The sequence below is a fragment of the Bacillus paramycoides genome (assembly GCF_038971285.1).
GTDB lineage: Bacteria > Bacillota > Bacilli > Bacillales > Bacillaceae_G > Bacillus_A.
In genome coordinates, this window is sequence record NZ_CP152427.1 from 4055601 (window position 1) to 4068578 (window position 12978).

14 protein-coding genes are annotated in these 12978 nt (G+C 36.6%); 2 read left to right on the forward strand and 12 right to left on the reverse strand.

Features of this window, described 5'->3' with window-relative positions; genetic code table 11:
• The 5 genes from lpdA to AAG068_RS20910 all read right to left on the reverse strand — a co-directional run bounded on the left by lpdA (position 1) and on the right by AAG068_RS20910 (position 6921).
• A complete protein-coding gene (gene lpdA / locus AAG068_RS20890) occupies positions 1-1422 on the reverse strand; it encodes a dihydrolipoyl dehydrogenase (protein WP_342715689.1) in 1422 nt (473 codons plus the stop codon).
• 4 nt (positions 1423-1426) lie between these two features.
• Entirely contained in the window at positions 1427-2530 is a 1104-nt protein-coding gene (gene buk, locus AAG068_RS20895) for a butyrate kinase (protein WP_098667353.1), read from the reverse strand.
• A gap of 87 nt (positions 2531-2617) precedes the next feature.
• Positions 2618-3718: a leucine dehydrogenase gene (locus tag AAG068_RS20900; RefSeq protein WP_000171362.1), complete on the reverse strand. Its 1101-nt coding sequence runs from the start codon at positions 3716-3718 to the stop codon at positions 2618-2620.
• Positions 3719-3753: 35 nt separating this feature from the next.
• Entirely contained in the window at positions 3754-4653 is a 900-nt protein-coding gene (gene yqiS, locus AAG068_RS20905; protein ID WP_342715690.1) for a phosphate butyryltransferase, read from the reverse strand.
• A gap of 195 nt (positions 4654-4848) precedes the next feature.
• Entirely contained in the window at positions 4849-6921 is a 2073-nt protein-coding gene (locus tag AAG068_RS20910; protein ID WP_342715691.1) for a sigma-54-dependent Fis family transcriptional regulator, read from the reverse strand.
• Positions 6922-7057: 136 nt separating this feature from the next.
• Between AAG068_RS20910 and AAG068_RS20915 the strand changes: the two genes are divergently transcribed.
• Entirely contained in the window at positions 7058-7291 is a 234-nt protein-coding gene (locus tag AAG068_RS20915) for a DUF2627 domain-containing protein (protein ID WP_098667350.1), read from the forward strand.
• A 49-nt stretch (positions 7292-7340) separates the two neighbouring features.
• Here the strand turns inward: AAG068_RS20915 and AAG068_RS20920 are convergent, their stop codons facing one another.
• Positions 7341-8069, reverse strand: a complete 729-nt coding sequence (locus AAG068_RS20920) for a glycerophosphodiester phosphodiesterase (protein WP_342715692.1) — start codon at positions 8067-8069, stop codon at positions 7341-7343.
• A 50-nt stretch (positions 8070-8119) separates the two neighbouring features.
• Between AAG068_RS20920 and AAG068_RS20925 the strand changes: the two genes are divergently transcribed.
• Positions 8120-8266 carry a YycC family protein gene (locus AAG068_RS20925; protein WP_001247671.1) on the forward strand — a complete coding sequence of 49 codons (147 nt, stop codon included), beginning with the start codon at positions 8120-8122 and terminating at the stop codon, positions 8264-8266.
• Positions 8267-8349: 83 nt separating this feature from the next.
• Here the strand turns inward: AAG068_RS20925 and AAG068_RS20930 are convergent, their stop codons facing one another.
• From AAG068_RS20930 to spoIVB, 6 genes are all read right to left on the reverse strand, one after another.
• Entirely contained in the window at positions 8350-8802 is a 453-nt protein-coding gene (locus tag AAG068_RS20930) for a YrhA family protein (protein WP_342715694.1), read from the reverse strand.
• Between the two features lie 139 nt (positions 8803-8941).
• Positions 8942-9511 (reverse strand): imm11 family protein, encoded by a 570-nt coding sequence (locus tag AAG068_RS20935; RefSeq protein WP_342715695.1) that lies wholly within the window; start codon positions 9509-9511, stop codon positions 8942-8944.
• 113 nt (positions 9512-9624) lie between these two features.
• Entirely contained in the window at positions 9625-10068 is a 444-nt protein-coding gene (locus AAG068_RS20940) for an AHH domain-containing protein (protein ID WP_342715696.1), read from the reverse strand.
• Positions 10043-10219 (reverse strand): hypothetical protein, encoded by a 177-nt coding sequence (locus AAG068_RS20945; protein ID WP_342715697.1) that lies wholly within the window; start codon positions 10217-10219, stop codon positions 10043-10045. Before AAG068_RS20945 ends, AAG068_RS20940 begins: the two co-directional genes overlap by 26 nt.
• 276 nt (positions 10220-10495) lie before the next feature.
• The gene (spo0A, locus tag AAG068_RS20950; RefSeq protein WP_003161566.1) at positions 10496-11290 is read right to left on the reverse strand and encodes a sporulation transcription factor Spo0A; all 795 of its coding nucleotides are present in this window, start codon (positions 11288-11290) and stop codon (positions 10496-10498) included.
• 287 nt (positions 11291-11577) lie between these two features.
• The gene (spoIVB, locus tag AAG068_RS20955) at positions 11578-12876 is read right to left on the reverse strand and encodes a SpoIVB peptidase (RefSeq protein WP_342715698.1); all 1299 of its coding nucleotides are present in this window, start codon (positions 12874-12876) and stop codon (positions 11578-11580) included.
• Between the last annotated feature and the right edge of the window lie 102 nt (positions 12877-12978).

The following is a 12978-nucleotide window of genomic DNA, read 5'->3' on the forward strand; positions in this document are numbered from 1 at the left end:
TTATGCGTGTAACGCTTTTCCATCTACAGCTAACGCTGCTTCACCAATCGCCTCAGATAATGATGGATGCGGATGAATTGTATGTGCTACTTCCCAAGGTGTTGCATCAAGTACTCTTGCAAGACCAGCTTCAGAAATCATATCTGTTACATGTGGTCCAATCATATGAACACCAAGAATGTCATTTGTTTCTTCATCAACTACAAGTTTTACGAAACCATCTGATTCGCCGTATACAAGTGCTTTTCCAATTGCACGGAATGAGAACTTACCTACTTTTAACTTATAGCCTTTTTCTTTCGCTTCTTGTTCTGTTAAACCGACAGAAGCAACTTCCGGACTGCTATATACGCATTTTGATACCATAGAATAATCAATTGGTGTAACTTCTTTACCAGCAATATGCTCTACTGCAACAATTCCTTCATGAGAAGCAACGTGAGCAAGCTGTAAACCGCCGATTACATCACCGATTGCGTAAATATGAGATTCTTTCGTTTGATAAAACTCATTTGTTTGAATGTATCCTTTTTCCACAACGATATCCGTATTCTCTAAACCAATATTTTGCGTATTGGCTTGTCGTCCTACAGATACAAACATTTTTTCTGCTTTAAATTCTTTATTTTCACCGTTATGTTCAGCTTGGATTGTTACTCCATTATCTTTTACCAATGTTTCTGGTAATACTTTTGCACCAGTTACCACTTTAATACCTTTTTTCTTGAATAGACGTTGCATCTCTTTTGAAACGTCTTGATCTTCTAGTGGTAGTATTGTTTTCGCATACTCTAAGACTGTAACTTCTACACCAAAGTCAGCAAGCATAGATGCCCACTCAATACCGATTACACCGCCACCAACGATAATAATCGAACTAGGAAGCGTTTCCATTTTTAGAGCATGATCCGAAGACATTACATACTCTCCGTCTAATTCTAAACCTGGTAATGAATTTGGACGAGAACCTGTTGCAATAAGTACATTTTTCGGAATTAACATTTCATTCTCTTCTCCACTTGCAAGTTCAACTGAAATTGTCCCTGGCATCGGAGAGAAAATAGATGGGCCAAGAATACGGCCAATACCTTCAAACACATCAATTTTACCTTGTTTCATTAAGTGTTGAACACCTTTATGCAGTTGCGTTACAATCTTCTCTTTACGCTCTTGTACTTTCGCAAAGTTTAGTTCTACATTACTTGCAATAACCCCGAACTCTTCGCTTTTTTTAGCAGTTGCGTATACTTCCGCACTACGTAAAAGGGCTTTACTAGGAATACATCCTTTGTGTAAACAAGTACCACCAAGATTTTCTTTTTCAACAAGTGCAGTTTTTAAACCTAGTTGTGATGCACGAATTGCAGCAACATATCCACCAGTACCGCCGCCAACGATGACTAAATCATATTCTTTTGCCATTATCTCAACCCCTAGCTACCGTTTCTTTTTCACGTACAATATATTCTTTTGGAGCTTCTTCTTCACGCAGTACACGAAGTGCTCCTTCTGCTAATGCTTGTAATTCATCTTCTCCTGGATGTACGATAACATCTGCAATCCAGTCTACTCGTTCTTTTATTTCATCAACAAGAATTTTACTGTAAGCAAGTCCACCAGTTAATACGATTGCATCGATTTTCCCGTGAAGTACAGCGCTAGCTCCGCCAATCTCTTTTGCAACTTGATACGCCATTGCCTTATAAATTAGGGTTGCTTCAGGATCACCTTTTTCAACCATTTGTTCTACTTTAATCGCATCATTTGTACCGATAAGACTTACAAGTCCACCTTGTCCAACAAGTTTTTTGACCATTTCGTCTCGGTAATACTCACCGGAGAAGCACATTTCAACTAATTGTCCTACTGGTACTGTACCCGCACGTTCTGGGCTAAATGGTCCTTCTCCATTTAAACCATTATTCACATCGATAACTTTTCCTTTTTTATGAGCACCAACTGTAATACCGCCGCCCATATGTGTAACTAATAAATTTAAATCCTCATATTTGTGGTTTAATTCTTCAGCTACTTTACGAGCAACTGCTTTTTGATTTAATGCATGGAAAATACTTTTCCGTTCCATACCAGCGATACCACTTATACGAGCAATTGGCTCCATTTCATCTACAACGACAGGGTCTACAATGAATGCTGGAATATTTAATCCAGAAGCAATTTCATATGCTAAAATGCCCCCAAGGTTTGAAGCGTGATGACCGCTAAACCCATTTTTTAAATCTTCTAACATCGCATCGTTTACTGTGTATGTTCCGCCCTCGATTGGACGAAGTAATCCCCCGCGTCCACAAACTGCGTTTAACTTTGAAATGTTAATACCGTGAGAATGTAGAACTTCTAAGATCGTTTCTTTACGAAACTCATATTGGTCAATAATTCGCTTATATTTTCCAATCTGTTCTTCGTCATGACGAATAGTTTCTTCTAAAACGGGTCTTTCATTATCAAAAACACCGATTTTTGTGGATGTACTACCCGGATTAATAACAAGAATTCGATTTAAAGACACTGTTGCTACCTCCACTAATAAATTCAAAAGGAGGCGGAAACCTCATAAGAGGTAACCACACCTTTTGTAAAAGTAATATATGAATGATTAGCGACGGCTAATAATGTCGTGACCGTTGCGTAAGTATGTGCTACGAGAGTTTTTCAAGCTTGCAATGCGCTCTTCAGCTAGACGATCAGCTGCTACATAAGTTGCAATGCCATCGCGTTTTGAAATTTCGATTACTTTTGCAATTGTGTCATAAATTGACTCAACGCGTTTTAATGCACGTTCTCTATTGTATCCATATAACTCGTCTGCTACGTTAATTACGCCACCTGCATTAATTACATAATCTGGTGCGTATACGATACCCATTTCATGAATGATGTCGCCGTGACGATCTTCTTTTAATTGGTTATTTGCAGAACCAGCGATTACTTTTGCTTTAAGTTGTGGGATAGTTTCGTCATTAACTGTTGCGCCTAATGCACATGGTGCGTAAATATCACATTCAACACCGTAAATTTCATTTGGCTCAACTGCTGTTGCACCGAATTCTTCTACTGCACGTTGTACAGCTTCTTTATTAATATCTGTAACGATTAGTTTTGCTCCTTCAGCGTGTAAATGTTTGCATAGGTGATATGCTACGTTACCAACACCTTGAACAGCAATTACTTTTCCTTCTAAATTATCAGTACCGAAAGCCTCTTTCGCAGCAGCTTTCATACCACGATACACACCGTATGCAGTTACTGGAGATGGGTTACCAGAAGAACCGAATGATGGTGAAATACCTGTTACAAAGTCAGTTTCTTCGTGGATAATATCCATATCATCTACTGTTGTACCAACATCTTCAGCTGTAATGTAACGTCCGTTTAGTCCTTGAATGTAACGTCCTAATGCACGGAACATCGCTTCGCTCTTATCTTTACGTGGATCACCGATAATTACTGTTTTCGCACCACCTAAGTTTAAACCAGCTGCTGCGTTTTTGTATGTCATCCCTTTTGCAAGACGCAATGCATCTTCAATCGCCGCTTCTTCAGAATCATATGTCCACATTCTTGTTCCACCAAGAGCTGGTCCAAGTGTTGTATCATGAATTGCAATGATTGCTTTTAAACCAGATTCTTTATCTTGACAAAATACTACTTGCTCATAATCATATTTTTCTAAGTATTCGAAGATTTCTAATGTCATTGTCGTTTCCCCCTAATTGTTTTACCCTATTTGGTTTATTTTGAAGCAGTCGCAACTGCCAATGCTAATGAATATACTTTTGTTTCTGCTGAATCAGCACGAGATGTTAAAACAATCGGTGCTTTTGCGCCAGCAATCATTGCTCCTACTTTTGCATCCGCAAAGTATACGAGTGATTTATATAGCACATTTCCAGCTTCAATCGTTGGGACGAGTAAAATGTCTGCCTTACCTGCTACATCACTTACTATGCCTTTATGTTCTGCTGCAATTTGTGATACTGCATTATCTAAAGCAAGTGGTCCATCAACGACACAATTTTTAATTTGTCCGCGGCGATTCATTTGAGTTAACATCGCTGCATCAATTGTCGCTTGCATCGCAGGATTCACAACCTCTACTGCTGCAATTGGTGCTACCTTTGGCAAATCAATTCCTATTGCCCGGGCAACTTCTACAGTATTCTGTATAATAGCAGCTTTCTGTGTTACATCAGGTGCAATGTTCATCGCTGCATCTGTAACAAAAATGAGACGATCGTAATTTGGAACTTCAAATGCTGCAACGTGTGAAAGTACGCTACCTTTACGAAGTCCCCACTCTTTATTTAATACAGCTTTCAAAATATTTGCTGTTGGGATGTTTCCCTTCATGAGCACATCTGCTTCGCCATTTTTTACAGCTTTCACAGAAAGTTCTGCAGCCTCAGCACTTGACTGTGCTGCAATCACTTCAATATGTTCTGAAGTTTGTAAACTATGTTCTTGTAACATCCCCATTATTTTTTCTTGGTTTCCATATAGACGAAATTGAGCTAGCTGTAATGTAATTGCTTTTGCTACAGCTTCAATTACTTCATGATCTTCAGCTACTGCTACAGCCACAGTTTTTTTAGGCTGGCCTGCCGCTTGATCAATTAAGTGTTCTAACTTCATATTTTGTAATCAACCCTTTCCGTCGTCCCTCGTCTTTTTATAAAGCAAATACCGTGCCAACTTTTTAAAGTGGTCTTACCAATAATGAAAACGCATTCAAAATGCAGTAAAATCAATACTTTGGAAAATAACAAAAGATTCTGTCTTATTTTGTCACTTTTTGTATACCATGCAATAAATTGCACGGTACGCAATTTATTGCATGCTATTTTTTGCACACTCATACTTTTCTAGCTTGTAATATAAATTTCGAACCGAAATTCCTAACGCTCTTGCCGTCTGTGTTTTATTTCCACCAAATCTCTCTAAATATTCATGAATGATATTCCCTTCAAACTCCGTTACTAAATGTTCAAGTGGCTTTTCTTCTAACTCAGGTAATAAATGAGCTTGCTTTGACTCCACTTGCTCTTCGTTATGTAATGGAGGTAAATGGTTTACATCAATATAAGTCTCGTTATAATTCATAAAGATAATAGCTCTCCCCAAAATATTTTCAAGTTCCCTCACATTCCCTGGCCATTCATATGATTGTAAATACGAAATAGCCGAATCGGTGAGCCCCTCTATATTCCGGCCATAATCCTGATTAATTTTTTGAATTAATCTTTCTGCAATCGCTGGTATATCACCTTTCCGCTGACGAAGAGATGGAATTTGGATTGGAATTTTATTTAATCGATAATATAAATCCTCCCTAAACTCTCCTTCTAGAATGGCCTTTTCTAAATTCACGTGTGTTGCTGCAATTACCCGCACATTAATAGGGATCGCTTTCGTTCCACCAACTTTTACAATCTCTTTTTCTTGCAAAACGCGAAGGAGTTTTGCTTGTGTATTTGCAGATAGTTCCCCTATTTCATCTAAAAAGATACTACCGTTATTCGCTTCCTCAAAGAATCCACGTTTTCCCCCTCTTTTCGCGCCAGAAAACGCCCCTTCCTCATAACCAAATAATTCACTTTCTAACAACGTCTCTGAAATAGCTGCACAGTTTACACGAACGAACTTATTATATTTTCGATTACTTCCATTATGGATAGCATGTGCAAACAATTCTTTACCTGTCCCTGACTCCCCGCGTAGCAATACTGTTGCTGGTGTATTCGCCCCCAGTTTCGCCTGCTCAATAGCAGCCGTTGTTTCATCTGAATTTCCGACAATGTCATCAAATGAATATTTCGCTTCTAACGTTCGAATAATTTGCCTTGCTCGATTCAATTCATTTGTTAACTTTTGAATTTCTGATACGTCACGAATTACACCAACGCTTCCTTTTAATATTCCATCCACAATGACCGGTGCTACGTTTACAATTACGTCTCGCTTTTTTTGTCCAATCTTCATATGTATTCCTCGTACCGCCCTACGCGTTCGAAGTACTTTCATATGCATACTTTCACCTTCTACAATATCAGTTGTAGCTGGCTTCCCAATAATGTCCTCTTCTGTTAAACCTGTTAATTTCGTATATGCAGGGTTAATTACTAACCCTCGACCTTTTTCATCCACGACCGAAATGGCTTCCTCAGACGAGTTAATAATCGCCTCAAGTAACGTTTGAATCTCCTTTAAATCTGTAACTTCTTCCGCAAGATCTACAACCTCTGTTATATCTTTAAAAATCGCAAATGCCCCTTGCACTTCTCCTCCTTCTTTTAATATTGGAATACGGGTTGTAATAATTTTCTTTCCATTCTCAAGCGTCAGTTCATAATTTACTTCTATTTGTTTCGTACGTATAATACGAAGCAACTTACTAGTCGGAATAACTTCTAAAATATATTTGCCTACCGCATCTTCTTTTTTATACTCAATAATACGCTCTGCACTTTTATTAAATAGGCGAACTTGTCCTTCTTGATCAATCACTATCATACCGTCATGCGTAGAGTTTAAAATTAAATCACCTTGCTGTGTTTGCTCTTCTAACTTTCCAATTAAATCTTCCTTCTCATGTGCTAATCTCGTAACAATCTTTGCAATATCACCTGGTATAAGAAGAGTATCTTTATGCTTTTTCTTTAATAAATCTTTATGTAAATCATCGTCACCTGTCATATCAAACATTACATCAATGTGCATAGAAAGAAACGGAGTGACACTCTCTCCAATTGCAATCCCGTATTCCTTTGCCATTTGTAACCCTTTTGCTATCGGATTTATATCAATAATCCCTATAATTTGAAATATATTCGAACTCTGTAACAGACGCAGCAGTGTACTACCACCTTCACCTGCACCAACAATTAAAACTTTTTGTTTCATATATTCCACTTCCTCTCGAAGTATCTCTGCAAAATTTTTCACACCCTTATCTTACTCGTTCAGCCCCCTCTTGACAAACCCCCTTTTCATATAACATCATTAAAATAAACAAAATAATCTGAAAAGGAGCGTTTATATGCAGCGTTACCTTGCTCTATTATTAGCACTCATCCCTATTTCATTAGCTGTGCTTGGCATTAAGTTAATGAGAGATACAGTATTTGGGATTCTATTTCCTCCACTCTCTATACTGTGGTTACAATTTTTAATTGGCGCTCTTTGCTTCGGACTCGGTTTTTATATTTTTGGTGGCTTCGTCTTACACCGAGACCGTAAACGAAATAAAGTACAAGCTCGCTTTAGAAGATAGGAAATCCTCACTATTTATCAATAAAAAAATGAGACCGTTACACGCGGCCTCATTTTTTTATTGGCAATAACGTTCTTGCCGTTTCAGGATAATCAGTAATAATTGCGGAAATTTTCATATCAAAATATTTCCGCATAAGTGTTTCTTCATTAATTGTATAGGGGCGAACCTCTACATCACTTTCCATCGTTAGTTCAGCAATAGCATCTTGAAGATAACGATAATTGGGGTGTACTGCTGTAGCGCCCATTTTTTTCGCATATGCCCATGGACTATGCAAACCTTCGCGATATAAAATCGCTGTTTGGATATCAGGAGCCATCATATGACACCTTTTCATACTGTAGTGATTAAATGAGGAAAATATAACACGATCTTCTAAATTAAATTTACGTACAAGCGTTATAACTTCTTCCTCTAAGCCTCTGTATGGAATTTTATTATTTTTAAGTTCAATATTAATCAACAACTCTGTTTGTTCAATCCATTCTAACACTTCTTCTAAAAGAGGTATTTTACAAAACCCTACTTTATTACCAAATTTATAGCTCGCATCTAATTTACATAAATCCTCATATACATAATTTCGAACCGCACCTTTTCCATTTGTTGTCCGGTTCACTGTTTCATCATGAATGACGACAACCTTTCCGTCTTTCGTTAATTGAACATCAAGTTCAATCCCATCCGCTCTAAAAGATTCCGCTGCTTCAAATGAAATCATCGTATTTTCTGGGTATGTTCCCGCTGCACCACGATGTGCAAATATAAGAGTCATCCTCACTCCCCCAATCTTATGCTATACTATACGAAAAAGGAGGTACTTCTATGAGACCATTACAAATTTCTCCAGATACTGCTGTCCGCCTATCAAAAGCATTAGGTGTTCCACTTGAACAACTTATGCATATGCCGCAGCACATTTTAATTCAAAAACTAGTTGAATTAGAAAAACAAAATAAAGACGAAGAATAATACAGTCCTGTTTTGCAGGACTTTTTATTATTTTCTCTATTATATCATGGATGACTTCCTCGCTTAAATTTAATCCCCCCCTATTAAAGAAGGGCTGTTTTCAATGCTTCCTCAAGCATTGTGTTGCAATCATTATATGTATTCATCACTGTACCAGATGGTTTATCAAGTTCTAGATAAGTACCGTCTAATAAGTTTTTACAGAACCATGCTATATTTGAATCTCCAAGGAAAAGATACTCTTTTTGAAATTCATTTTCATAACAAATCTCATTCGTGTCTATAAAGCCGCAAATTTGTTCATCTTTTTCTGTATCTAACAAATAAGAGTCAACTCCATAAAGTACTAGCCCATTAAAATCTAATCCATTTACAGTTTTAAGAAACTCCTCATATTCACTCGGTAAGTCAACATTAAAACTCTCTTTCATGCGTTCTCTTAATTTCTGAACGTCACTATCTGTTGCGGGTATATTCAGTTTATCATTAAAACTTTTCTCTATTTTTTCAATTTCTAAAATCAGATTTTTCCACATATAAATTTCACCATTGCTTCAGCTTGAATCTGTTCAAAAATTTCTTTTTCATTTCCCTCATAATTGTTTAACATTCTTAGAATTTCTGAAACCTTTGCATCCATCTTACTAACTCCTATCAGTTATTTTAGGACTTTTTTTACATGTCCGTTTCTGAATCCCATACCTCTATAAATTCAAAACCTTTTAAATCACTTTCTAAAATTATATTTCTCAATTCATCTGATACAAAAACGGAAGTCGGATGGATTCTTTGATTTATATAGACTTTAAAAATCATTTCATTGTGAACAATGTTAGGAATAAATGCGAATTTTTCACATCCTATTACTAGACCTGTGATTAACTTTTTAAAGATTGCTTTATTACTGTCAATTGCATCTAGTACATTTAAAACATGGACTACATAATATACTTCATTTGTTTTATTATGAACAAGTGGAAGAAACTCAACATCAGCACCTATTAAAGGTTCTAATAAATTTTTTGCTTGTTCACTAATCATTATTGAACCAGTTCCCCCCAAAAAATGCGGACAGTCGCTAGGTTTATCTCCTTCTATACATTCAATAAATATTTCTCCCCATGAATCTAGTAAAATTGCTGTGGAGTTGAACTTCCCTTCAAAATATTTTTTATCCTCTTTATATTTCAATAGCTGGAAAGACTGGTAATCATCAAATGAACTTCTCAATTCCCAAATTTTCATTTTTATTCTCCTTCAAGATTCAATATATTTACAAATTATTTCAATTTATTTAATTTTAAACTCCCCTCTAACAAACGTATTCTTATGTCATGTAGGGCTGCAATAGTATCAGTTTAAGTACCACCGTATACTTTAACTTCTTTTAACACTCTAGCCACTTCATCTGCATATTCTGCTGAATGACTACCGATATGTAATGCTTCAGTAGTTACATAATCGTTCAATTTATATGGTAAAAATACCCCATTAGCAGCAGAATCAGGATGTACCCCAAACTCTTCTAATAATTCTTGTACAATTGCCGCCCTTTTATCATTCCAGGGTCCGATGTGATGTGCTGCATTAGAATATGGGGGTGGCTCAATCCCTGCATCCTTATGTCCTTCACGTAATATTTTAGATACTGTATACGAATCAGGATACTCATTTTTCACTTCAACTCTATCAAGAACTTTATCCGCATAATCTTTTATTACTTCTTGTACACCTTTAAATCTACTTCTTCCACCAGTTTCAGAAAACATAAATGTATCACGGGCTTCTTGTAAAGCTTCCAAAGTTTTTATCTGATAAATTACCTTCAACTAAATTACCATCATAAAGTTCATCAGCATTACGAAACTTTTCAGCAGCATGCATTAGTTCTTCTGCAATCTTTTCAAATTGCCGAAACACATTAAACATTTGAGGTTTTGTTTCATTAAACATCTGATAAAACCTGTTACGGGCAGTTGATCTCCCGCCGATTTTCAAGGTAGGAGTCTTACCGCCCGTTAATGCGGGATAAATCACCTAAATCTCTATATGATAATTGTGTGCTTTCTATCAACAAAAAACCTCCTAATTCTCGGAATTAAAATCCCAATAATTAAGAGGTTTTTAAATTAACCGCCAATTACCTATGTACTTTATTGCCTACATACGTAATTCGTTGGTTATTAAATTTTATTATGAAACACGCCTAACACCTTGATATTACAGCGTTTACGAAGCCTTATGTTCAAGTCTCAGCTTATCCGCAACCATTGCGATGAACTCGGAATTCGTAGGTTTTGCTTTTGACATGGATACTGTATAACCGAATAAGGACGAAATAGAATCGATATTCCCACGACTCCATGCTACTTCAATTGCGTGACGGATTGCGCGTTCAACGCGGCTTGCTGTTGTATTATATTTCTTCGCGATATCTGGATACAATACTTTCGTAATAGATCCAAGTAATTCGATGTCATTGTACACCATAGAAATTGCTTCCCTTAAGTACATGTACCCTTTAATATGAGCAGGCACACCAATTTCATGAATGATACTCGTAATGCTCGCGTCTAAGTTTTTCGGTTTTCCATCTACTGTTGTTGCTGATCGGAAAGATGGCAGTGGACGTTTAATAGTAGCGTTCGCTTTACCGCTCACTTGACGAATATGACTCGTTAAATTCTCCATATCAAATGGTTTTAATATGAAATATGAAGCACCTAAGTCAACTGCTTTTTTCGTCACATCTTCTTGTCCAAATGCTGTCAACATGATTACGCTAGGCTGTCTTAACCTTTCGATATGTCGCATTTTCTCTAGTACAGCTAAACCATCTAAATGTGGCATAATAATATCTAATACGAGTACATCCGGCTGTTTATCTTTTAATAAATTTAAACACTCTTGACCATTATAAGCAGTACCGATTACTTCCATATCATCTTGAGCAGCTACATAACTCTCTAGCATTGATACTAATTCTTTATTATCATCCACAAGACATACTTTAATTTTCTCCACAGCTTTTCCTCCCTTACCGAATCGATTCTCCGACATGTGTATCCTTCTAGGCTACATGAATTGTTCGACAATTGTGTGAAAATTCCCTTTTAAAGTTTGTTACTTTCCGATAAAATCACAAAAAAATATGTTTATCGTTCATTTATTCTCTTTCGCAACACATTCCATCATAGAAATACAACGAAACGTTCAACCCTTTCCTTTTATTTTACAACAAAAAACACCTCTTGCGGAGCTTTTACAAAATTTCAACGAATTTTTCAATAGAAAAGCGAGCTAATTATTAATTAGCTCGCTTTTCTTTCTTGATCATAAATGTTAATTCCAGCCTCGTGTAACATCCATTCAATATGAACACCGTATCCTGATGTTGGATCATTTACAAATACATGTGTAACAGCACCAATTACTTTTCCATTTTGTACAATTGGACTTCCGCTCATCCCTTGTACGATACCACCCGTTTTCGCTAACAAACGTTTGTCTGTTACTTTTATTACCATGCCTTTCGTCGCCGGAAACTTTTGCGGTACTGTACTAACAACTTCAATATCAAACGCTTCCACTTTATCTTGATCAATAACTGTTAATATTTTTGCCGGTCCTTCTTTTACTTGATGAGATAGTGCAATAGGCATTGCTTTATCCATTACGCCATTTGTCATATTTGTATTCAATTTGCCAAAAATACCAAACGGACTGTTTATTGTAATATTGCCAATCACTTCACGATCCGGTGAGAACCTTGCTATTTTCTCTCCTGGATTCCCATGACTACCTCTTTCAATTGATGTAACTGTCGAACGCATAATTTGTCCATCTTCGACTTGAATCGGCTTTTTTGTATCGTTATCAGAAATAACATGACCAAGTGCTCCATATTTCATAGAATCTGGATGAACAAATGTCATTGTTCCGATTCCAGCTGCCGAATCACGAATATATAAACCAATGCGATATGACGATTCTCCACTGTCTTTTTGTGGTTTTAATTTAGTACGAATTTGTTTCCCATCTCTTAATAAAACAAGATTAAGCGGTTCGCCTGTCTCACCACTCCTATGAATAAATGGCGCTACATCACTCATTCTTTTAATTGTTTTACCGTTAATTTCAGTAATCATATCTCCAATTTGCACACCAGCTGTTTCACCAGGAGATACTTTCCCTTTTTCGGTTTGAATTAAATGATGACCTACAACAAGTACCCCTTTTGTGTTTAACTTCACACCAATTGATTGTCCACCTGGAATAACCTTGAAATCTTTCAATACTTTCACATTTACTTTTTTCACTGGAAAACCAGCAAGTTGAAACACCATATCTGCTTCACCATTTTGATGAGAATTTACCATAAGTCCTTGTTTTTGTTCATTTGAACTTACTGTAAACACATGACGATCTGTAGATGAAGCTTGAAACACTGGTAATGAAGCTATTTCTGATTGTTGCCCTTCAAAAACAACAAGTTGCTTCGGGGATGAAATAAACGTCCGAAGCGGTTTAAAACACCCTATAAAAACTAAAGAAACAAGGAGAAAAATACCTATTATTTTGCGAAATCTTTCTAATTTCAATTTGTTCACTCTCCTCGCTCCTACCCCACATTCAGCCTCTTGGCTTCACTTTTTAATCTCTCCTTGCAGTGCTTTATTTATAACCGGAAGAATTAAGAAATCATTTTTTGA

Excerpts from the sequence above, each read along its gene's own strand:
- lpdA (WP_342715689.1), bottom strand. The coding sequence starts at position 1,422 with ATGGCAAAAGAATATGATTTAGTCATCGTTGGCGGCGGTACTGGTGGA.
- AAG068_RS20900 (WP_000171362.1), bottom strand. The coding sequence starts at position 3,718 with ATGACATTAGAAATCTTCGAATACTTAGAAAAATATGATTATGAGCAA.
- yqiS (WP_342715690.1), bottom strand. The coding sequence starts at position 4,653 with ATGAAGTTAGAACACTTAATTGATCAAGCGGCAGGCCAGCCTAAAAAA.
- AAG068_RS20910 (WP_342715691.1), bottom strand. The coding sequence starts at position 6,921 with ATGAAACAAAAAGTTTTAATTGTTGGTGCAGGTGAAGGTGGTAGTACA.
- AAG068_RS20915 (WP_098667350.1), top strand. The coding sequence starts at position 7,058 with ATGCAGCGTTACCTTGCTCTATTATTAGCACTCATCCCTATTTCATTA.
- AAG068_RS20920 (WP_342715692.1), bottom strand. The coding sequence starts at position 8,069 with ATGACTCTTATATTTGCACATCGTGGTGCAGCGGGAACATACCCAGAA.
- AAG068_RS20925 (WP_001247671.1), top strand. The coding sequence starts at position 8,120 with ATGAGACCATTACAAATTTCTCCAGATACTGCTGTCCGCCTATCAAAA.
- AAG068_RS20930 (WP_342715694.1), bottom strand. The coding sequence starts at position 8,802 with ATGTGGAAAAATCTGATTTTAGAAATTGAAAAAATAGAGAAAAGTTTT.
- AAG068_RS20935 (WP_342715695.1), bottom strand. The coding sequence starts at position 9,511 with ATGAAAATTTGGGAATTGAGAAGTTCATTTGATGATTACCAGTCTTTC.
- AAG068_RS20945 (WP_342715697.1), bottom strand. The coding sequence starts at position 10,219 with ATGTTTAATGAAACAAAACCTCAAATGTTTAATGTGTTTCGGCAATTT.